This is a genomic window from Streptomyces sp. NBC_00203 (assembly GCF_045206325.1).
Lineage (GTDB): Bacteria > Actinomycetota > Actinomycetes > Streptomycetales > Streptomycetaceae > Streptomyces > Streptomyces lutosisoli.
Window position 1 is genome coordinate 794,968 of record NZ_CP108126.1, and the last position, 19,570, is coordinate 814,537.

The window sequence follows — 19,570 nt, forward strand, 5'->3', positions numbered from 1 at the left end:
AGACGCTAAGGATTGAGTTCGAGAGTGTCAACGGTTTTGTCAACAATCTTAGAAACGATCCGGCCACCGTCGCGACGGTGCCACAAGCAGCTGAAGAACAGGTGAAACGGGCGTGGGCGGCACAAAGTGATGCGCCGCCCACGCTTATACGATGGCTTGTTTTGTTCGCTCAGATGACCAGACGGTCACCAGCGGGCACGGCTCAGCCGGTCAGCAGACCGGCGGCGTGCCGTGGGTGTGGAAGGACTCGATGGTCTTCAGACCCCAGGCCTGGCCCTTCTTCCGCTCGTCCTCGGTCCAGGTGACCAGTGGCCAGTCGGGGGCCAGGACAAGGCGGGTGAGCGGGTTGCACAGCTCGATGCGGTTGCCGCCCGGCTCATAGACGTACAGGAAGAACGTCTGCTGGATGGCGTGCTTGTGCGGGCCGGTCTCGATGAACACACCGGTGTCGATGGCGAGGTCGGCGGCGCGCAGGATGTCCTCGCGCGTGTCCGTGGCGAATGCGATGTGGTGCAGGCGTCCGTTCGAACCCGTCCAGTCCTCGGTGTAGACGATGTCGTACGACTTGCTGCTGAAGGTCAGCCACTGAGCGGCGATCTTGCCGGTGTTGAGCTGGATCTGCTCGGTGGGGCGGGCCCCCAGCGCGTCGCGGATGAAGTCGCCGTTGGGTGCGACGTCGGAGGCTAGGAAGTTGACGTGGTCCAGGCGGCGCACGCCCACCCCGTGGCCGGGCTTGGCCTGCGGCTGGTTCTTCAGGCCCGGCTTCAGATGCTCCGGCGCCTGGTACCACTCGCTCTCCCAGTACAGGGCGATCTCATGGCCGTCGGGGTCGGTGGTGACGTAGAGCGGGCCGATACCGGGCTCGTCCTCGACCCAGCGGCCCTGGCCGCCGGAGCTCTCGATCTCCTTGACCCGTCGCTGGAGGGCTTCCTCGCTGGAGGCGCGCAGGGCGGTGCGGCGGATGCCCGATGTCGTATGGGCGGTGAGGGTCAGACTGTGATGCTCGTAGTCGTCCCAGGTCCGCAGATAGACCGAGTCTCCGGAGCGGCCGTTCTCGGTCAGGCCGAGGTACTCCGTGAAAAACCAGACACTGGCGTCCAGGTCGGGGGTGAGCAGTTCGACGTGCCCGATGTGGGCGATGTCGCCAAGCGGCGGGGCCATGAGGCCTCCTTAATGGTGATGTGCGGCTCCGGCCGGCCGGGGGAAGACCGTGCCGTCGAAGATCTTTCGGGCGGTGCGTACGACGGCGGTGCGCCGGGCCACCGGGGCGCCGTCAGGGCCGTACTCGATACCGGCCTCGATGTCGAGGAACCCCGTGGGGTGCTCGATGCGCAGCCGGTCCCCCCGCTCGGGCAGGCGTGCCATGGCCTGTCCGACGCCGCCCTCCACCCGTAGCCCGGCGGCGACGCTCGCGGCGCCGAGGACTCCGATGGAGGTGTGGCAACGCACCGGAATGAAGGTGCGGGTCATGACGGCGCCGTCGTCGCGCGGCGGCGCCAGCAGGGTGAGCTTGGGCACGGTGGCGCTCTCGACGTCACCAAGGCCCATCAGCTTGCCCGCCTCCAGCCGGATCTCCCGGAGCCGGTCGGCGAGGGTCAGGTTCTCCTCAAGGTCCTTGGGCGCCTCATAGCCCGTGACATCGAGGGAGGAGGCCGCGATCAGGACGGTCGGCATGCCGTTGTCCACGCAGGTCACCGGGGTGTCCGCGACAAGGTCACGGGCGTGGCCGGTGGGCAGCAGCGGACTGCTCCCCTGCGGGAACTCGATCACGACCGGCGCCGCGGTCCCCGGCACTCCGGAGATCTCGGCGGAGCCGGTGTACACGACGCGTCCGCCCTCGGTGGGGAAGCTCGCGACCGCGAGGTCACCGGTGTTGACCATCCGGATCCGTACCGACGTCTGCCCCTCGCCCGGGGCGACCAGTCCGCGTTCGACGGCGAACGGGCCGATCCCGGCGAGGATGTTGCCGCAGTTCTGACGGTCCGACACCTCCGCCCTGTCGACGACGACTTGGAGGAAGAGATAGTCGACGTCCGCCTCGGGGTGGGCCGAGGCGGAAACCACGGCCACCTTGCTGGTCAGGGGGTGCGCCCCGCCCAGGCCGTCGATCTGGCGCGGGTCGGGGCTGCCCATGACACGCAGCAGCAGGTCGTCGCGTTCGGCGGCGTCGGCGGGCAGGTCCCCGGCCAGGAAGTAGGCGCCCTTGGAGGTGCCGCCGCGCATCAGCATGCAGCGCACCTCCTCGGGCCCGGTCACGACCCGGCTCCGGTGTACTCCTCGTACGTCTTGTACTCGACGCCGAGACGCTTGAGGGTGTCGCGCAGTCCGTAGCGGTCGAGACCGAGCTGTCCTGCGACGAAGGCGGCCCGGGTGGCGGCCTCCTTGGCCTCGCGGGCCTCGGACTTCTCCGCGATCTCGCGGGCCTTCTCGCGTGGTACGACCACCACACCGTCGTCGTCGGCGACGAGCACGTCACCGGGCCGGACGACCTGGCCGTCGATGGCGACCGGCACATTGACCGACCCACCTGTGGCCTTGACGGTGCCCTGCGAGGAGACGGCGCGGGACCAGCCGGCGAAGCCCATGTCCCGCAGTTCCTGGGTGTCGCGGATGCCGGTGTTGATGACGACGCCACGCACCCCGCGCTGCTGGAGCGCGGTGGCGAAGAGTTCGCCGAACAGGCCGTCCGTGCACGGCGAGGTGGTGGTGACGACCAGGATGTCTCCCTCGCCGCACTGCTCCACGGCCGCGTGGATCATGAGGTTGTCGCCGGGCCAGCTGAGCACGGTGACCGCGGTGCCCGCGACCCGTACGCCCTGCTGGACCGGGCGGATCTCCGGCCCGAGGAGACCGGTGCGGCCCATGGCCTCGCTGACGGTGGCCACGCCGAAGGCGGCCAGCGCCTCGACGTCCTTGGCGTCCGCCTTCGGGGGGTTGGTGACGATCACGCCGCCCATGGTTATGCCAGCTCCTTCGCGATCTGCGGGTACGGACGCATGTACGCCTCGGCCATGGTCTTGTGGGCCAGGCCCAGGTTCGGACCGGCGTTGCGCTTGAGCTGGACACCGCGGCGGACGGCGAGGTCGGTGTAGTAGTCCCACAGGTGCTGCTGGGCGCCGAGGCACTCCATGGCCTTGCGCTTGGTCTCCCAGACCTCGGTGATGTCGAGAAGCACCTCGGGCTTGAAGCCGCTCATCTCGGGCTGGTGCGGCTCGAAGTAGAAGACCGGCGGGGCACCGATGATCTCGCCCGGGCCGGGGTAGCCGATGGCCTGGGCGAGGACGCGGGCCTCCAGTGCCATCCGGTTGGCGGCCGGGTGGTCGCCGTTGTAGGGGTCCTCGACCGGGTGGGTGAGGACGACGTCCGGCTGGGTCTCGCGGTAGACGGCCACCAGCTGCTCGGTCAGCTCGGCGGTGGCGGTCAGCGGGTAGTCGCCGGCGTCGAAGAAGCGGACCTCGGCGCCGAGGGTGGCGGCGGCCTTCTCGGCCTCCTCGCGGCGTATCGCCTTGATCTCCTCGAGCTTCTTGCCCTCGCGCCACGCCTTGGCCGACTCGCCGCGCTCGCCGAAGGTCAGGCACGCGATGGTGACCTTCTCACCGCGGGAGGCGGCCAGGGCGATGGCTCCCCCGGCCCTCCACACGAAGTCCCCGGCATGCGCGGTGACGACCAGCGTCGATCGTGGGGTGGCGGGCGCTTTGCCGTGCGTCATTGCAGAAATCTCCTTGGTGGACAGATGCGCGCCCGCCTCGGCCTCGCCCGTCGCACAGCGCGTCAGCCGCGCGGTACGTCAGTCGCGCAGCGCGTCGATCACACTGCCGAGGTGGACGCGGACGGCCGCTTCGGCCGCCTGCGGGTCCCTGGACTTGATCGCTTCGATCATGTCCAGGTGTTCACTCAGGGACTGCTGGGCACGCCCCGGCCGCAGGGCCAACTGGAAACGGTGGCGCACCAGTTGAGCGTTGAGGCGCTCCAGGAGCTCCACGGCCACCTGCTGACCGGAGAACTCCCTGATCCGGGCGTGCACTTCGTGATTGAGCTCGGAGTACGTCACCGGCTCACCGTCGGCGACCGCCTTGGACATCGCCTTGCCCAAGTCGCTCAGCTCTGCGAGCTGTTCATCGCTGGCCGCGACGGCCGCCTTGGCCGCGCACAGTCCTTCGAGGGCCATGCGGCACTCGGTGATGGCCACTGCTTCCTCGACCGTCACCACCCGCACCCGCGATCCGCGGTTGCGGATCCGCTCGACCAGTCCCTCCGATTCCAGCTCGATCAGCGCCGCCCGGACGCTGGCCCGAGTGACATCGAACTGCTCGGCGAGTTCGTTCTCCACCAGCCGCTGGGCCGGTGCCATCTCGCCTTGCAGGATCGCCTGCCGAAGCCGCACCAGTGCGTGCTGCTTGGCCTGCTCTCCGGTGCCTGGACGGGCTTCCTTCTGCATTGCGCCCTCCCTGAGTGAGTGCCTGTCGAACGTAAATCTAGACCAACAAGATTGTCAACAATTTTGTTCGGCATGTTGCCGACATGCTTCATCCGTCACATCGATACGACCCCATGTTCCACTGACGCCGATGGTGTCGATGTGACCAAGTCCGGGAATCCCTCGGTTCGGTTACGTCACACTCCACGAAGAACGCCGACTCGTCGTCCGCTGAAGGGACTTCACGTATGCGCGCGCTGCTCCGCTCCGGGCTGGCCACCACCGCGGCCCTCTGCCTGTCGCTCGTCGCCGTCCCCGCCCACGCGACTCCTCCCGGACCGGGGGTCAGCGGCAGGATCATCGCGCAGACCACCGTCGACGGCACCGACTACACACTCCGGGAGATCACCATCCCGCCCGGCCAGGCGACCGGCTGGCACTACCACGACGGAACCCTGTACGCCTACGTCAAGCAGGGCACCCTGAGCCACTTCGACTCGACCTGTTCACTCGACGGCCGCTACCGGGCCGGCGCCTCCCTCACCGAGCCTCCCGGTCCCGATCACGTCCACATAGGACGCAACCTCGGCACCACCCCGCTGGTCCTGGACGTCCTCTACGTCCTGCCCCACGGCGCGCCCTTCTCCGAGGACGCCGCCAACCCGGGCTGCGCGTTCCAGTGACCGACCGTGCGTGACGTATGGCGGAGTGTCACCGGGGCACGAAAGGCGGCCTTGGTCCGGGCGAGCCGCCCGGACCAAGGCCGTGATCACACCGACAGGTGCGGGGTGGTCAGCCGGTCACCCCGCCTTCGGTGAGGCCGCCCAGGACCCGGCGCTGCAGGACGCCGTAGACGGCCAGCAGCGGGAGGCTGGTGAGGACGACATGGGCGAAGACCAGATTCCAGCGCACTCCGTGTGTGGACGATGACGCGAACTGGAACAGCGTGAGGGGCAGGGTCGCCCGGTCGGATCCCTGGAGGAGGAAGAGAGCGAAGTAGAAGTCGTTCCAGACCGAGATGATCAGCATGACGGCGCCGGTGAAGAGGATGGGTGCCAGCAGCGGGAGGATCATGCGCCGGTAGATCTGCCATCTGCCGGCGCCGTCGATCTCGGCGGCCTCCTCGAAGTCCACGGGCAGGGTGCGGATGAACCCGGCGGCGAGGAAGACGACGACGCCGAGCCGGGTGCCCGCGACGGTCAGCATGTAGCCGAGGCGCGAGCCGTTGAGGCCGAACTGCGTCAGGACGTAGATGGTCGGGATGATGGCGGGCGGCAGGACGATCGACAGCGCCGAGCCGTAGTAGGCGAACCGCAGGGAACGCGAAGTGGAGCGGGCATAGGACCAGGCGGCCATCGAGCCGAACAGCAGCACCGCGAGGATGGTGGGTACGGCGACGAGGGCGCTGTTGCGCAGTCCGACGAGGTACGAACCCTGGTCGATCACCGTCGAGTAGTTGGCACCGGCGTTCCAGTGCCGCGGCCAGCTCATCGACAGCACGCTGGCGTCGCCCTCGGTCTTGAAGGAGTTCACCAGGAGCAGCCAGAACGGCAGGACGATCCATGGGACGGCGAAGAGAGTGAGCAGCAGATACCGCGCTCCGGTCCGCAGACGCGGACGGCGCACGCCGACAGTGGTTCCGGTCACATCTGTACCTCCCGTCGGCGCAGCCAGCCGATCAGCGGGACCGCGGTCACGATGACCATGAGGGTGATGACGAATCCCAGCGCGCTCGCCGTGCCGAAGAAGCCCTGCCCGTACTGGTTGTAGACGGCGACGTTCAGCACGGTCGTCGCGTCGCCCGGTCCGCCCCCGGTGGTCGAGAAGACGACGTCCAGGGCGCTGAACGAGCCGACGAGCGTCACCACCACGTTGAAGGTGAACGAAGGGGCGAGCAGGGGGAACTTGACCGACCGGAAACGGCGCCAGGCTCCCGCTCCGTCCAGCGTCGCCGCCTCGATGACGGACCGGGGTATCCGGTTGAGTCCGGCGATGTAGACCAGCGTGACCAGCCCGGTCCACTTCCAGGCGTCGACGGACGCGACGGCGACGAGCGCCGAGGTGTCGTGCCCCAGCCAGGCATAGTGGTGGCTGCCCGGGAGCACCGCCGTGAGGAAGGCGTTGACCGGGCCGTGCGGGCTGAGCGCGGCGGCCCAGATGTATCCGGCGGCCAGCGGCGAGATGAGCACGGGGATGAAGAACAGCGAGCGGAACACGGTGTTGACGCGGTTCGTCTGCTGCAAGGCCGTCGCGAGGGCCAGGCTGACCGCGTTCTGTACGACCATGGAGACGGCCGCGTAGATCACCGTGACCCTGATGGCGTGGCTGAGCGTGCCGAGTTCGTCGAGCAGCCGGAAGTTCGTCAGACCGGTCCACCGGATCGTGTCGCTGTATCCGGTCCACTGGAGGAACGCGAACACGCCGTTGGCGACGAACGGGACGGCGAAGAAGACGAGGACCAGCACGATCGAGGGCAGGGCGAACAGGTAGTGATACAGCGTCCGGCGCGCACGGCGGCGGGGTCCTGGCCGGCCGGGCGGCCCACTCTCCTGGGAGAGTCGGTCGCCCTGCTCGACGAGCCCCCTGGTCCGTGACGGCCCGGTCGGCTTTTCCAGGGACTTCATTCTCTGATCGGCCGCCTCGGGTCAGTTACCGGCCGCCGCGGCGGCCTGGAGGTAGTAGGTCTGCATCTTGTCGGCCACCTGCTGAGGGCTCTGCTGACCCGCGAGCAGCTTGGCCGACTGGGGGCCGAAGTTGCCGGAGCCCGGTATCTGGGAGTTGAACGAGAGGGTGGCGCCGTCCTCGTACGCCTTCTGAGCGTCCTGCATCAGGCCCTGCAGTTGGGGAGTGGGCGCGCCGGACAGTGTGGGAATGGTCTTCGCCTCCTTGACGTAGTCGGCGTAGCCGTCGCCGGTGATCCACTGGATGAAGTCGGTCGCGGCCCGTTCCTTCTTCGTGTTGCCGGTCTTGGGCACGTAGTACGTGCCGAGGGGGCTGGGCGAGTAGTTGGCGACCGCCTTGGTGGCGGAGACCCCGACGAAGCCCACGGCCTTGTCGACCTTCGCCGTGTCTCCGCCCGCGTCGGCGTTGAGCAGGGCGATGCTGTCGGTGTTCTGCGCCACCATCGCGGCCTTGCCGCTGAGGACTGCCTTGAGGGAGTCCTCCCAGGTCGCCGTGGCCGAGTCCTTGTTGAAGCATCCCGATGTGCGCAGGGAGTCATAGGACTTGAGCCCGGTGACGAACGGCCCGTCGGAGTCGCTGAGTTTGGCCTTCTTGCCGAGGATCGACTTGTCGTAGGCCTCGTTCACGTTGTACTGGCCGAGGTAATTGAAGGCGCTGAGGACCTGCTGGGACCAGCCGGAGCCGCCGGCCTCGAAGATCGGTGCGACATCGGGCAGCTTCGACTTCAGGGTCTTGCAGTAACTCGCCAGATCCGCGTAGGACGTGGGCGGTTGCAGACCGGCCTTGGCGAATACCTGCTTGTTGTAGAAGACGCCGAACACGGAGGGCATGCCGATGGTCGCCGCGTAGACCTTGCCGTTGACGCTGCCGGAGACCTCCGCGAGGTGCCCTTCCTTCTTCACGAACGGGAGCGCGCTGAGGTCGGTCATGTTCTGCGCGCCGTTCAGGGAGAGCAGATCGGTCTGGTTGCCGTGCCATTCCAGGATGTCCGGCCGCGCTCCGGTGGCCCACTTGGTCTGGACGGTGGTGGGGAAAGTGCCCGGCGGGATGTCGACCAGGGAGATCTTGTTGCCGGAGGCCTTTTCGTAGGCCTTGTACAGGCTGAGCAGTGCGGGCGAGTCCGCGGTGTTGTGCCAGAGCGTCAGGGTGACGCCCGTCGGTGCCGGCCCTTCGGTGTTCGCGGCACTCGGCGTTCCGCCGCCACTGGAGCAGGCGGTCAGGGTGAGAGCGAAGGCGAGGGTGGCGCCGTACACGGCGAATCTCTGCTTGGACGTCTTCATGGATTCGTTCCTCTTCCGGAATGTGGACAAGAGGGGCCTGGTCAGGGCGTGCTTCCGCCCTGTCAGGGCTTGTTGTGGACCGTGTGCAGCGTGTCGAGGATCTTGGCGGTGACGGTCTCGGCCGCGCCTTTCGCGTACCTCGAGTTCATCGCCCCATAGGTGATCCGGTCGTAGTCGCGCGCGTCCGCCATGTACTTCGCCGCGCCGTCGACCATGGTCGCCACCATGGTGTTCGGGAACGGCGAGTTCTCTTTGACGTGGAGTCCGGACGTGCTGGACAGCTCGGCCTGGACGCCGGCGAGCACGATGTCCCCCAGCCGCACCACCACGACGGGGGCGTCGGCCATGCCGTCCGGGCGGTACGGGTAGTCCCTCGTCGGGCGCAGATCGCTCAGGCTCGCGGGCGGGACCTGTGCGGGCACTTCGACATGGGTGTGGATCACGGCCAGGGTTCCCTCGGCGGGGGCCGTGGTCCGGATGCCCTCGCCGACCCGTACGGCCTCGGCGCCCAGGCGTTCTCCCAGCAGGTCGACCAGAAGGTGTCCCGCTTCATGGGCGTCGGTCCGTGCGCGGGCTCCGTCCCGGTCCAGGGTGTGCCGGTTGGCCGTCAGGTAGGGCGCCTGGTCGCCCGCCGCACCGACGAGGAAGAGGGCGACGGTTCCCTCGCCGTACTGGCGCTCGACATGGCCGGTGGCCGCGCCCGCGAGGTCGGCGGAGACCAGCCTGCCGCCGTCCCGGGTGACGGACTCGTGCAGGACCGACGACTGGACGGCGTAGTTGATGAGCAGGGCGATCGGCCTGCCCTCGGTGTCATCGACGCGCACGACACCGACGCTCCGGTCGCAGGGTCCGCTCTCGTCCGCGCCGAGCCACCAGCCGTCCGCCGTGAGCACGTTCCTGTTGACGTTCGCGTGGCACACCCCGCTCCCGAACCCCAGCCGTGCGGGGCGCAGTTGGCGTACGGCCTCCTCGGCGGCACGGTGCACCGCCGCGAGGACGGCCTGCCGTACGGCTTCGTTCTTGGCCGCCGCCTCGCCGTTCAGCCGCGCGGCGGGCAAGACGTGCGGTGCGCAGAAGGTGTGACTCGCGGCGATGACGACGTTCTCCTCGGCGACATCGGCCGCCCGGCCGATGAGGTGCTTCATCTCGTCGAGGAGCTCGTCGAAGACGGAGGTCAGATCGACCACGGCGAGGGCCACACGTTGGGTGCCGTCGTCGAGGAGTACGACCCTGGCCCGGAGCTTGTCGCGCTCGGCGGTGAAGCCGTCCACCGGGTAGACGGACGCGGGAATGCCGATCCCGCGCTTCCCGGCTCCCGCCAGGAGAGTCGTGCCGGCCGCCTCGACGGCGAGGGGCCGGTCCGGCGCCGTCATCGCGCCCGTGCCCTGATCATGTCGACGACTCCGTCGACGATGCCGTTCTCGGCGTAACCCCGTTGGACGGGGCAGCCGTTGACCTCGAAGGTGCGCCGGTCGTAGGCGGCGTCGTCGGTGAGGTAGCCGATGCGGTCGTTCGCGAGGGACATCAGGATGGTGTTCGCGAGAGGTGACTCCTTCCTCAGGCGCCGGTAGATGTCGGTGACCACCTCGCCGGAGACACCGGCGAGCGCGACCTCGTTGATCGTGAGGAGTGCCAGGCGCAGGTCCACCGATGCGACCTTCTCCTGCCTCATGTCGGCCATGACGTCCACGCCTTCCTTCATGGGGCAGGCGAGGACGCGTTCCTGAGCGCCGATGCGGGCATGTGACGTCAGGTGCCGGATACGGCCCGCCACCCGGACGGCCTCCGCCCCGACGACGAGTCCCTGGGCCTCCATCGCCTCATAGGCGGCGGGCCACTCCTCCTCGGGTGCCCCGAACGCCTTGTCGAGGGCGATGCGCGGAGCCTGATCCCCGACGGGTCCGAGGGTCCACAACGCGACGGCGTCACCGCCCAGTTCGCGTTCTATGTGGCGGGTCGCAGCGCCCGCGAGGTCGCCGCTGACCTCGCCGGTGCCGAGGGTGACGGTCGAGTGGACGGCGTAGTTGACGACGACGGCTATCGGCTCGCCGCTCCGGGTCTCGAACTTCAGCACCCAGACCGTCTTGTCGGACGGTCCGTCGGGGTTGAAGCCGAGCACCCACTTGCCGTCGACGTACTCGTCCCGGTTGACGTTGACGTCGGCCGTGCCCGTGCCCAGTCCGAAGCGGGCCGGCCGCGACGACTCCCGGGCCTGCTTCAGCGCGGCGAACAGTTTGTCGTAGACCTCGGCGGTGTAGGCCGCGGACTCGGGACCGCCCTCGTGGGCCAGCGCGCCGGGTGAGACCAGCCCGATCCTGGGCGCGTTGTGGCTGTGCGTCGCCGTGATGACGATGTGGTCGAAGGGGATGCCGAGCTCGCGCTCGATCCGCTCGCGCACCGGCGTCATGTCCCCGGCCTCGATGAGGTCGGCGGAGACCAGAGCCACCTCCCGCATCCCGTCGTCCAGGACCAGGACGCGGAGAAACAGGGGGTCGTGCACGTCCGTGAAGGAACGTCCGCCCATGGGATTGAGGTTGGTCAGATCCGCGGGCGTGATATCGACTTTGGCGACTCCGGCTCGCAGATTTCCGGGTTCCAATACACACTCCTGTGAATGCTTGTTCAAAGCCTGGACTTTTTCGGAGGACTGACTTACAGCGCGTCCCGAACCGCCACGCGCGTGAATCCCTCGATGTCAGGAAAGGGCGGCTCGCGGTCGGGCTGGAGATCGACCTGGAATGCGTTGAGCACCATGGCGAACATCGAGAAGCAGCCGAGGGCGGCGAGCAGGTCGACCAGTCCGCGCTCACCGAAGCGTTCCAGCGCTTCGGCGTAGGTCTCGTCGCCCACGAAGTGGTGCTCCAGCGCTTCGGTGGCGAAGCGGTGGAGCGCCCGTTCGTCCGCTTCGCTGAACTGCGGGTCCTGCCGGTGCGCGAGGCGACGCAGCGCGGCGGGGTCGAGTCCGGCGTCGATTCCCTTGTCCACGTGGGCGTTCCATGAATGCTGGGCGTCGCAGTGGCGCGCCGCGATCAGCAGGGTCAGTTCGCGCAGCCGGAGCGGGAGCGCGGAACTTCGGGTGCAGTACGTTCCGAGTTCCTCGACAAGTTCACATAGTTCCGGACTGCGGAGAAATGCTGTGAACGGGCCTTTCACTCCGCCGCGTTGATTCACCATGCGTTCGACGAGATCCGCCTGCCGCGGATTCAACTCGGTCAGCGGCCTCAGACGCATGCGCACCTCCGTAAAGACGTGATCGGCGGGGTATGCATGAACACTGTTGAAAGGCACGTTGCTTGTCCACGGCGGTGACCGGATTCAGAGGGTTCCCCGCGCAACATTAGATTTCACATCCGAGCGGGCAACGCACCCTTGCGGCCCGGGCGTTCGAGCGTCTGCACCAAGTTCAGGGAGCTGCCCGAGCATGACCGCAAGCGCCTAAGAAGATTCGGCCGCCCGTGCTAGCATCACCCCACCAATCGCCAGGAATCCTGTTGATTGACGGACGCGGCTCGACGAACGGAACCGTATGTCTCTCCTCGCCCGGCCCGCGGTGGCCTCCTTCGCCGCCAAGTCGATGCAGCGTCTTGCCCTGATGGCGGACCGGCGCCCGAGCGGCCGTGGTTCCGCGGCCGCTTCGCATGACCGCCTCCCCGAATTCCCGCGCACCGTAAGCGAGTTGACGGTGCCGACGTCGTTCGGACCGGCGCGTGTCGTGGTGTACCTGCCCAAGAGCGAGGGTCCGCCTCCGCCGGTGCACGTCAACTTCCACGGCGGCGGCTACGTCCTGCCCCTGACGGAGCTCGACGATCCGCTGTGCCGCTGTCTCGCCGCGGAGGCGGGGGTGGCCGTGCTCAACGTGGACTACGTCGTTGCCCCGCAGCACCCGTTTCCCGCCCCGCCGCGACAGGCGTTCGAGGTCGTCCGGTGGATCGCCGGGCACGGCGGCGAGCACGGCTGGGACGGCAGCCGGCTCTCCGTGGGCGGACAGAGCGCCGGCGGCGGTCTCGCCGCGGCCGTGGCCCGTCAGGCTCTTGAGGAGGGCGGGCCGTCGATCGCGCTCCAGGTTCTCCACTACCCGCCGCTCGACCTCGTGACGAGCGCCAAGGACAAGCACGCCGCCATCGCCAAGCCGCTGCTGCGCCCGTGGATGGCGGAGGTCTTCGACACCTCGTACGTGCCGGACCCGCGCGAGCGCGCCGACCGGCTGGTGTCGCCCGCCCATCCGTCGGACACCGCCGATCTCAAGGGCATCGCCCCGGCCCTGGTGATCACGGCGGCGTTCGACCTCCTCAAGGCGGAGGGCGAGCGGTACTCCGAGCGCCTTCAGCAGGCCGGAGCCCTCGTCGAGCACCATGACGTACCCCAGGCCGATCACGGGTACGACGGCAAGGACGACGGGAAGGCGCGGGAGGTCTACGCCCTGATCGCACGGCATGTGCGGCAGGCCCTCAACGCCGAGGAGCCCGACGCCGGTTGAGCGTCGGGCTCCCTCAAGGCCGCCGCAGCGGCTGGGCCTGCCTGAACGGACGAGGCGGCCTGGGCGCCCGCCGCACATCGGACGCCCCGGCCGTCTGCCCCTCCATCCCCCTTCGTGGAGTCTGTGCCAATCCCTCTACTGGGCCTCGGGCGGCGTGATGCCGAACCTGCCCGCGCTCTCCGTCAGTTCACGCCACACCTTCGGCGCCACGGGCACCCCCTTCTCGGCCCGCTGCACCGCCACGGAGGCGCTGCGCTCGCCGGGGTAGAACACACCCTCCGCGCCGTCCGCCGGCGCCAGCCCCTTGAGGGTGCTCAGCGTGCCGTCGACGGCCGCGATGAAGCTGTCCGCGTCGCCGAAGGCCGCCGGGTCGATCGCGATGAGCAGGGCGTTCTGGCGGTGCTTGCGGCCCTGGGGATCGTCGGAGTGGAACCCCGCGAAGATCGGTGCTCCGACCAGCACGCTGGTGAGCAGCTCGAAGGCGAGCGACATGCCCGACCCCTTGGCGCCGCCCAGCGGCAGCGGCATGACCGCCATCGAAGGGTCGGTGGTGGGAGTGCCGTCCTCGGTGGCGGCGGCGCCCTCGGGCAGCGGGGTGCCGCTCGCCTTGGCCTGGCGGATCTTGCCCAGGGCGATGGTGGCGGTGGCCATGTCGAGGAGCAGCGGGGCGTGCGCCTCGGCGGGTACGGCGATGGCGAGCGGGCTGGTGGCCACGGCGGCGCCCTTGACTCCGGTGTAGCCCATGTTGGGCATCCCGGCGACGAAGGCGATGCCGACCAGGCCCTGCTCGGCGATCTTCGACACGTAGTAGCCGATGGCGCCGGTGTGGACGGTGCGGCGCACCCCCACGGCGGCGATGCCGGCCGCCCTGGCCCGGGTCACCGCCTCCTCGGCGGCGGCGCTGAGGGCGACCGGGCCGGGCGCGCGGTCGGCGTCGAGGACGGCGACGGCGGACGCGCCCGACTCGACCTTGATCTCGGGCTTGGCGTTGGCCACGCCCTTGGCGAGCAGCTCCAGGTAGGCCGGAACGCGTGCGATGCCGTGGGAGTCGACGCCGCGCAGCGCGGCCCAGACGAACACATCGGCGGTGGTGGCCGCGTGCTCGGGGCTGAGACCGCCCTTCTCCAGGAGAGCGGCGGCGAAGGTGCGCAGGTCCTCGGCGGGGACAAGGACCTTGCCCGGCTTGGGCGTTGGGGTGTCGGTCATGGTGGCGGGAGCCTCCTGGGTCAGCGGGTGACGAGAACGTCGACGACGGCGGTGGTGCCCTCCGCCACAGCCTTGAGCGCGCGCTCCAGGGCGGGGGCGAGCGCGTCCGGCGCGTCGATGGTCTCGGTGTGCATGCCGAACGGCTCGGCGAACTGCGCGAGTCGGGGCAGCCGGTGCAGGTCGGTGCCGAGCCACTCGCCGGTGTCGGCCGCCGCGCCGTCGGGGTAGAACCTGCGGTGGTTGAGGTTCATCGACTTGTAGACGCGGTTGTTGAAGACCACGATCAGCACCGGCAGCCCGTACGCGTTGGCGGCGTCGTACGACTGGATCACCGGGTTGTAGGTGAACGCGCCGTCGCCGATCGTGAGCACCACGGGCCGGTCCCCGGCAGCGAGTTTGACGCCGAGAGCGACCGCCATGCCCTGGCCGAGCCCGCCCTGCACATAGAAGTACGAGTCGGGGTCGGAGGTCAGCGCATGGCGCTTGACGACGCGGCTGTGCGTGATGGTCTCGTCGACGACGATCGCGTCCTGCCCGTCGAGCAGCTTGCGCAGCGTCGCGGCGACGAGCACCGGGTCGATGCCCTCCGCCTGGGCCGCCTTCGCCTCGGCCGCGGCGATCGCGGCCTGCTCGTCGGCGTGCCGCTCGTCCTGGGCCGCGCGCCGCGCGGTGACGGCGGCCACGTCGAGATCCTTGGCGCGCTTGGCGAGCTGGCGCAGGGTGTTGGCGACGTTGCCTTCCAAGTACCTGTCCGCGAACAGGACTTGGTAGACGACGTGCGGGCGCTGCGGCACCTCGTCGATGACGACGATCTGCGCCTTCGACGGGCGGCGCGACGGCGGGTAGAAGGGCGCCCGGCAGTTGACGAGGAGGATGAGGTCCGCCTCGTCCATCCACGGGCCGATGTCGCTGCCCGCGTGCAGCGGGTGGGTGCGCGGGAAGTTGCCGCACACGGCCGAGTCGGGCTCGACGACCGGGATGTTCCACGCCTCGGCGAAGGCGACGAGTGCCTCGAAGCCGCCCGCCTCACGGCCGGCCGTCTCCGTGACGATCACGGGGTTCTTCGCCTCGCGGATCATCTGGGCGACCGGGTCGACCTCTTCGGGCGAGCTGTGCGTGGAGCCCGGCGGCACGATGGGCTTGGCCTCGCGGCCGTCCCACTCCTCCAGCAGGATCTCCAGCGGGATGTTCAGGTACGCCGGGCCCGCGGGGGCCCGCCAGGCCAGTTCCGCCGCCCGCGTGATCATCGTGGGCAGGGTGTGGACGCTGGCGGCCTCGTTGGACCACTTGGTGAACGGCTGGGCGATCTGGTGCGGGCCGCCCACGATCGACAGGTTGCGGTACCACTGGCCGCCCGGGTCCTGGCCGGGGCCGTCGCCGTAGGTGGTCGACTCCGAAGAGGTCACCACCATCGGAACGCCGGCCAGGAGCGCGCCGTGCACCGCCATCGAACCCTGGAGCAGGCCGGGGGCCGCGTGCAGGAGCACGGCCTGCGGGCGGCGGGTGACGAGCCCGTAGCCGGTGGCCATGCCGACCGCCACCGTCTCGTGGGTGAGGTCCAGGTACTCCGGCGCGGGCTCACCGTCACGGTGGCGCCGGGCCAGGGACTCCCAGACCGGGGCCCATTCGGACCCCGATGAGCAGAAGATGTAGTCGGCGCCGACGGCGTTGAAGGCGGAGACGACGGCGTCACCGCCGTCGACGCCTGGAGTGTTCTTGGTGTCCGTCATCTCTCTTGCTTCCTCAGCCCTCGATCGGCCAGTCGAGGACCTCGCTGATGCCGCGGCCCATGATCCACTCAAGCTCTTCGGGCGTGAAGTCGTAGTGCTTGGTGAACTGCTCGACGGTGTCGGTGTACGTGATGCCGTGGCCGAGCAGGCGGGTGATGTCGGTGCCGTAGAAGCAGCGCTCCGGGCCCATCTTGTCGACCATCTCGCGCACGTACTGCTCGATGTTCTTGTTCGGGAAGGGCTGCGTCGAGTAGCCGGGGAGGGCCGAGACCTTGACGTAGATGTTGGGGTGCTTGGCCAGGTCGGCGGTCTCCGCCACCCAGTAGCCGATCGCGTCGTCGACGCAGCGGGCCATGATGCCCATGTGGTCGATGATGATCTTCAGGCCGGGGTGCTTGGCGGCGATCTGGCCGAGCTCACGCTTCCAGATCGGGGCGTGCACCATGGTCGGGACGGCGAGCTCCTCGGCGACCGGCCAGTACCAGTCGTTGGTGCCGTCGATCATCCAGTTGCGGTCCTGCGGCCGGTGGAAGGTCAGCCGGGTTCCCTTGATGTACGGGTTCTGCGCGAAGTCCTTGAGCATCGCGGTGCCCTCGACCTCGTTGTCCTGCGGGACGCGGGCCATGATGCCGAAGCGGTCCGGGTGCGCCTCGCACGCTTCCAGCGCGTAGTCGATGCGGTTGCCCTCCCAGGAGGGGGGCAGGATCAGCGCCCGGTTGATGCCGGCCTCGTCCATCAGCTCCAGGGCCTCCTCGTAGGAGAAGGCCTCCTCGCGGTGGCCGTTGAGGCGGATGCGCTCCCGCGCGCCCGGGACCCAGGGGCGGTCCGGGGTCTCTTCCTTCCAGATGTGGATCTGGGTGTCGACAACGAACATGTCTTCAACTCTTTCTGCCGAAGGGGGTGGTGAGGTGGTGCGGAAGGAACGCTAGGCGGGTCGTGAGGCCTTGCCGAGCCCTGGGGATGCAAGCAGTACTTGCGCGGAAGTGCGCTCTACGCAGGGCATTTTCAGGTTGCGCGGGCGTCGCCGAAGACGGCGCCCGCGATGTGCTCGGCGATCGCCATGGAGGCCGTGGCGGCCGGCGAGGGCGCGTTGCGGACGGCGGTGATCCGGCCCGTCCGGTGGATGCGGAAGTCGTCCACGAGCGTGCCGTCCGGGTCCAGCGCCTGGGCGCGTACACCGGCCCCGCCGCGGACCACGTCCGCGACCCCGACGCCAGGGACGTACAGCTTGGCGTCCTTCATGAAGGCCGCCCTGGACAGCGAGCCGCGGTATTCCTTGATGCCCGTTTTCCAGTGCTGGGCGGCCATCTTCCACGAGCCGGGGTAGGCGGCGAGCCCGGCGAGGTCCTTGAGTGAGACGCTGCTGAGTCTGTAGCCCTCCCTGGCGAGTGCCAGGACGGCATTGGGGCCGACCTCCACCGAGCCGTCGACGCGCGGTGTGAAGTGCACGCCGAGGAAGGGGTAACGCGGGTCCGGGACCGGGTAGATGAGCCCGCGCACCAGGTCCGTCCGCTCCGGCCTGAGGAGCATGTACTCACCCCGGAAGGGGATGATCTTCGGCTCCTTCTTGTCCTGGGCGAGCTTGGCGACGGCGTCCGAGTGCAGGCCCGCGCAGAGGATCAGCCGGTCGACCCGGATCCTCTCCTGCCCGGAGCCCACCTCGATGCCGCCCGGGACATTGGTGATGGAGGTGACCGGGAAGCCGAGTCTCACCTCGCCGCCCGAGGCCTCGATGTCCTTGGCGAACTCCCGGGCGATCGCCGGGTAGTCGGTGATCGCGGTGCGCGGGGAGTGCAGGGCCGCGATGCCGCCGGCGTGGGGTTCGAGCTCCTTGATCTCCTCCTTGGAGATCTTCCGCAGATCGGGTACGTGGTTGTTCCGGGCCCGCTCGTAGAGGCTCTCCATCCGGCCCAGCTCGTCCTGGCGCACCGCCACGACGAGCTTGCCGATCTCCTCGTACGGCAGTCCCCGGTCCTGGCAGTACTCGCGCAGCACGGATACGCCCCGTACGCACAGGTCGGCCTTGAGGCTGCCCGGCGCGTAGTAGATCCCGGCGTGCACCACGCCCGAGTTGTGCCCGGTCTGGTGGGCGGCGACCTCCCGCTCCTTCTCCAGCACCACGACACGGGTGCCGGGGCGGCGCAGGGCGATCTCGCGGGCCGTGGCCAGACCCACGATGCCGGCCCCGACGATGCCGATCGTCTCGTCAGCCATCGGCTTCCTCCTCATCCTCGCTGAAACCCGTCCTCAAGAGCGTCAGGCACCGAAGTGGATGGCGACAGTCTTGACGCGGGTGTAAAAGCGCAGGGCCTCCTCGCCCTGCTCCTTGAACGGCGACCCGGAGTCACGGAAGCCGCCGAAGGGGTGGTGGACGTCCCAGCCGGAGGTGGTGGTGTTCACGGCGATCTGGCCGCACTCGGCCTCGTCGGCGAAGCGGTACGCGGCGCCGAGGTTCTGGGTGAACACGGCGGCGGCGAGGCCGAAGACGGAGTCGTTGACCGCCTCGACCGCCTCCTCGAAGGAATCCACCGGGCGCAGCGCCACGACCGGTCCGAACACCTCCTCACGCCAGATGTCCAGGTCCCGGGTCACGTCACCGAGCACGGTCGGATTGACGTAGCAGCCGTGGCCGAGGGCCTCGTCCACCGGCTGGTCGCCGCCGGCGAGGACCGTCGCGCCCTGCTTGACGGCGCGCTCGATGTCGGACACGACGCTGTCGCGCTGCTTGGCGCTGACCAGCGGCCCCATCGTGGTGCCCTCGGCGAGGCCCGGACCGACGCGCAGCGCGGCGGCCTCGGCGAGCAGCAGAGCAGTGAACTCCTCGTACACCGGCCGTTCGACGATGACCCGGCTGGTGGCGGTGCAACGCTGCCCGGCCTGCGCGAAGCCCGCGGCGACGACGGCCTTGGCGGCGGCGCCCAGATCGGCGTCGGCGAGGACCACGGTGGCGTTCTTGCCGCCGAGTTCGCCCTGGAAGCGGACGTTGCTGTTGGCGAGTTGGGCGCGCAGGGTCTCGCCGACCTCGTTGCTGCCGGTGAAGGTGAGCGCGGCGAGGCGCGGGTCGGAGAGCAGCGGCTCGGAGATCTGCGCGCCACGGCCGGTGACCACGTTGAGGACGCCGGCGGGCAGGCCCGCGTCATGCAGGGCGCGGGCGAAGTGCAGGGCGGCCTGCGGGGTGTCGGTGGCCGGCTTGAGTATGGCCGCGTTGCCGGCCGCGAGGCAGGGCGCCAGCTTGCGGGCCGGGGTGATCAGCGGGTCGTTCCACGGGGTGATCGCGAGGACGATACCGAGGGGTTCGCGCTGGTGGTGGGTGCGGGTGTCCGGGCGTACGTCGTGTATGAGCGTGCCGTAGCCCTGGCGGGCGATGCCCGCGTAGTACTCCAGGAAGTCGGCGGCCTTGATGGTCTCGCCCGTCGCCTCGGCGCGGGTCTTGCCCATCTCGGTGGCCACGTCCTCGGCGATCTGCTCGACACGCTCGCGCAGCAGCCGGGCCGCCTCGGTCATGATCCGGGCACGCTCGAAGGGGCTGGTGCGCTTCCAGACGGCGAAGCCCTGCTCGGCGTGGTCGTAGGCGCGGGTGACGTCGGCGGCGCTCAGCGCGGGAACTCGGGCGACGGGGATGCGCAGGTCGGAGGGGTCGTGGACGTCGATCCACTCGCCGGTCGCCACCCACTCTCCGCCGGAGAGCGTTTCCAGGGTTCGCATGAAGATCACTTCTCTCGTCTGCCGCGGTGCGGGGCCGCGGTGAACCAGATGGACGGCCGTGGGCCGGATCGGA

At 69.2% G+C, this 19,570-nt stretch carries 18 protein-coding genes; 2 read left to right on the forward strand and 16 right to left on the reverse strand.

Annotated features, from left to right (window positions below):
- Positions 1-210 precede the first annotated feature (210 nt).
- The 5 genes from OG975_RS03925 to OG975_RS03945 form a co-directional block, all read right to left on the reverse strand.
- On the reverse strand, positions 211-1,161 hold the full coding sequence (locus OG975_RS03925) for a catechol 2,3-dioxygenase (protein WP_406327432.1): 951 nt from the start codon (positions 1,159-1,161) through the stop codon (positions 211-213).
- 9 nt (positions 1,162-1,170) lie between these two features.
- Positions 1,171-2,256, reverse strand: a complete 1,086-nt coding sequence (locus OG975_RS03930) for a 4-oxalomesaconate tautomerase (RefSeq protein ID WP_406327433.1) — start codon at positions 2,254-2,256, stop codon at positions 1,171-1,173.
- Positions 2,253-2,957: a 4-carboxy-4-hydroxy-2-oxoadipate aldolase/oxaloacetate decarboxylase gene (locus OG975_RS03935; protein ID WP_406327435.1), complete on the reverse strand. Its 705-nt coding sequence runs from the start codon at positions 2,955-2,957 to the stop codon at positions 2,253-2,255. The genes OG975_RS03930 and OG975_RS03935 overlap by 4 nt, the downstream gene beginning before the upstream one ends.
- A gap of 2 nt (positions 2,958-2,959) precedes the next feature.
- On the reverse strand, positions 2,960-3,709 hold the full coding sequence (locus OG975_RS03940; RefSeq protein WP_406327437.1) for a PIG-L deacetylase family protein: 750 nt from the start codon (positions 3,707-3,709) through the stop codon (positions 2,960-2,962).
- 78 nt (positions 3,710-3,787) lie between these two features.
- The gene (locus OG975_RS03945) at positions 3,788-4,438 is read right to left on the reverse strand and encodes a GntR family transcriptional regulator (RefSeq protein WP_327426382.1); all 651 of its coding nucleotides are present in this window, start codon (positions 4,436-4,438) and stop codon (positions 3,788-3,790) included.
- Between the two features lie 227 nt (positions 4,439-4,665).
- Here OG975_RS03945 and OG975_RS03950 point away from each other — a divergent pair, with 227 nt between their 5' ends.
- A complete protein-coding gene (locus OG975_RS03950; protein WP_406327439.1) occupies positions 4,666-5,100 on the forward strand; it encodes a cupin domain-containing protein in 435 nt (144 codons plus the stop codon).
- Positions 5,101-5,209: 109 nt separating this feature from the next.
- Here the strand turns inward: OG975_RS03950 and OG975_RS03955 are convergent, their stop codons facing one another.
- The 6 genes from OG975_RS03955 to OG975_RS03980 form a co-directional block, all read right to left on the reverse strand.
- Positions 5,210-6,064, reverse strand: coding sequence for a carbohydrate ABC transporter permease (locus tag OG975_RS03955; protein WP_406327441.1), 855 nt, complete (start codon positions 6,062-6,064; stop codon positions 5,210-5,212).
- Complete coding sequence (locus tag OG975_RS03960; protein WP_406327442.1) at positions 6,061-7,041, reverse strand: carbohydrate ABC transporter permease; 981 nt, start codon at positions 7,039-7,041, stop codon at positions 6,061-6,063. Before OG975_RS03960 ends, OG975_RS03955 begins: the two co-directional genes overlap by 4 nt.
- A gap of 21 nt (positions 7,042-7,062) precedes the next feature.
- Entirely contained in the window at positions 7,063-8,379 is a 1,317-nt protein-coding gene (locus OG975_RS03965) for an ABC transporter substrate-binding protein (protein WP_406327444.1), read from the reverse strand.
- Between the two features lie 62 nt (positions 8,380-8,441).
- Complete coding sequence (locus OG975_RS03970; protein ID WP_406327446.1) at positions 8,442-9,752, reverse strand: neutral/alkaline non-lysosomal ceramidase N-terminal domain-containing protein; 1,311 nt, start codon at positions 9,750-9,752, stop codon at positions 8,442-8,444.
- Positions 9,749-11,005 carry a neutral/alkaline non-lysosomal ceramidase N-terminal domain-containing protein gene (locus tag OG975_RS03975; protein ID WP_406327448.1) on the reverse strand — a complete coding sequence of 419 codons (1,257 nt, stop codon included), beginning with the start codon at positions 11,003-11,005 and terminating at the stop codon, positions 9,749-9,751. Before OG975_RS03975 ends, OG975_RS03970 begins: the two co-directional genes overlap by 4 nt.
- Positions 11,006-11,031: 26 nt before the next feature.
- Positions 11,032-11,667 carry a carboxymuconolactone decarboxylase family protein gene (locus OG975_RS03980; protein WP_406327450.1) on the reverse strand — a complete coding sequence of 212 codons (636 nt, stop codon included), beginning with the start codon at positions 11,665-11,667 and terminating at the stop codon, positions 11,032-11,034.
- Between the two features lie 238 nt (positions 11,668-11,905).
- On the opposite strand from OG975_RS03980, the gene OG975_RS03985 reads away from it, so the two are divergent.
- Positions 11,906-12,856 (forward strand): alpha/beta hydrolase, encoded by a 951-nt coding sequence (locus tag OG975_RS03985; protein WP_406327452.1) that lies wholly within the window; start codon positions 11,906-11,908, stop codon positions 12,854-12,856.
- 135 nt (positions 12,857-12,991) lie between these two features.
- On the opposite strand, the gene OG975_RS03990 is transcribed toward OG975_RS03985, so the two are convergent.
- The 5 genes from OG975_RS03990 to OG975_RS04010 form a co-directional block, all read right to left on the reverse strand.
- On the reverse strand, positions 12,992-14,062 hold the full coding sequence (locus tag OG975_RS03990) for an Ldh family oxidoreductase (RefSeq protein ID WP_406327454.1): 1,071 nt from the start codon (positions 14,060-14,062) through the stop codon (positions 12,992-12,994).
- Between the two features lie 20 nt (positions 14,063-14,082).
- Entirely contained in the window at positions 14,083-15,792 is a 1,710-nt protein-coding gene (locus OG975_RS03995) for a thiamine pyrophosphate-dependent enzyme (RefSeq protein WP_406327455.1), read from the reverse strand.
- A 13-nt stretch (positions 15,793-15,805) separates the two neighbouring features.
- Entirely contained in the window at positions 15,806-16,666 is an 861-nt protein-coding gene (locus OG975_RS04000; protein ID WP_327426390.1) for an amidohydrolase family protein, read from the reverse strand.
- A gap of 131 nt (positions 16,667-16,797) precedes the next feature.
- Positions 16,798-18,006, reverse strand: coding sequence for an L-2-hydroxyglutarate oxidase (lhgO, locus tag OG975_RS04005; protein WP_406327456.1), 1,209 nt, complete (start codon positions 18,004-18,006; stop codon positions 16,798-16,800).
- A 42-nt stretch (positions 18,007-18,048) separates the two neighbouring features.
- The gene (locus tag OG975_RS04010; RefSeq protein ID WP_406327457.1) at positions 18,049-19,497 is read right to left on the reverse strand and encodes an aldehyde dehydrogenase family protein; all 1,449 of its coding nucleotides are present in this window, start codon (positions 19,495-19,497) and stop codon (positions 18,049-18,051) included.
- Positions 19,498-19,570: the final 73 nt, after the last annotated feature.

Coding starts and splice junctions, on each gene's coding strand:
- OG975_RS03925 (WP_406327432.1), bottom strand. CDS start 1,161: ATGGCCCCGCCGCTTGGCGACATCGCCCACATCGGGCACGTCGAACTG.
- OG975_RS03935 (WP_406327435.1), bottom strand. CDS start 2,957: ATGGGCGGCGTGATCGTCACCAACCCCCCGAAGGCGGACGCCAAGGAC.
- OG975_RS03940 (WP_406327437.1), bottom strand. CDS start 3,709: ATGACGCACGGCAAAGCGCCCGCCACCCCACGATCGACGCTGGTCGTC.
- OG975_RS03945 (WP_327426382.1), bottom strand. CDS start 4,438: ATGCAGAAGGAAGCCCGTCCAGGCACCGGAGAGCAGGCCAAGCAGCAC.
- OG975_RS03950 (WP_406327439.1), top strand. CDS start 4,666: ATGCGCGCGCTGCTCCGCTCCGGGCTGGCCACCACCGCGGCCCTCTGC.
- OG975_RS03960 (WP_406327442.1), bottom strand. CDS start 7,041: ATGAAGTCCCTGGAAAAGCCGACCGGGCCGTCACGGACCAGGGGGCTC.
- OG975_RS03965 (WP_406327444.1), bottom strand. CDS start 8,379: ATGAAGACGTCCAAGCAGAGATTCGCCGTGTACGGCGCCACCCTCGCC.
- OG975_RS03970 (WP_406327446.1), bottom strand. CDS start 9,752: ATGACGGCGCCGGACCGGCCCCTCGCCGTCGAGGCGGCCGGCACGACT.
- OG975_RS03985 (WP_406327452.1), top strand. CDS start 11,906: ATGTCTCTCCTCGCCCGGCCCGCGGTGGCCTCCTTCGCCGCCAAGTCG.
- OG975_RS03990 (WP_406327454.1), bottom strand. CDS start 14,062: ATGACCGACACCCCAACGCCCAAGCCGGGCAAGGTCCTTGTCCCCGCC.
- OG975_RS03995 (WP_406327455.1), bottom strand. CDS start 15,792: ATGACGGACACCAAGAACACTCCAGGCGTCGACGGCGGTGACGCCGTC.
- OG975_RS04000 (WP_327426390.1), bottom strand. CDS start 16,666: ATGTTCGTTGTCGACACCCAGATCCACATCTGGAAGGAAGAGACCCCG.
- lhgO (WP_406327456.1), bottom strand. CDS start 18,006: ATGGCTGACGAGACGATCGGCATCGTCGGGGCCGGCATCGTGGGTCTG.
- OG975_RS04010 (WP_406327457.1), bottom strand. CDS start 19,497: ATGCGAACCCTGGAAACGCTCTCCGGCGGAGAGTGGGTGGCGACCGGC.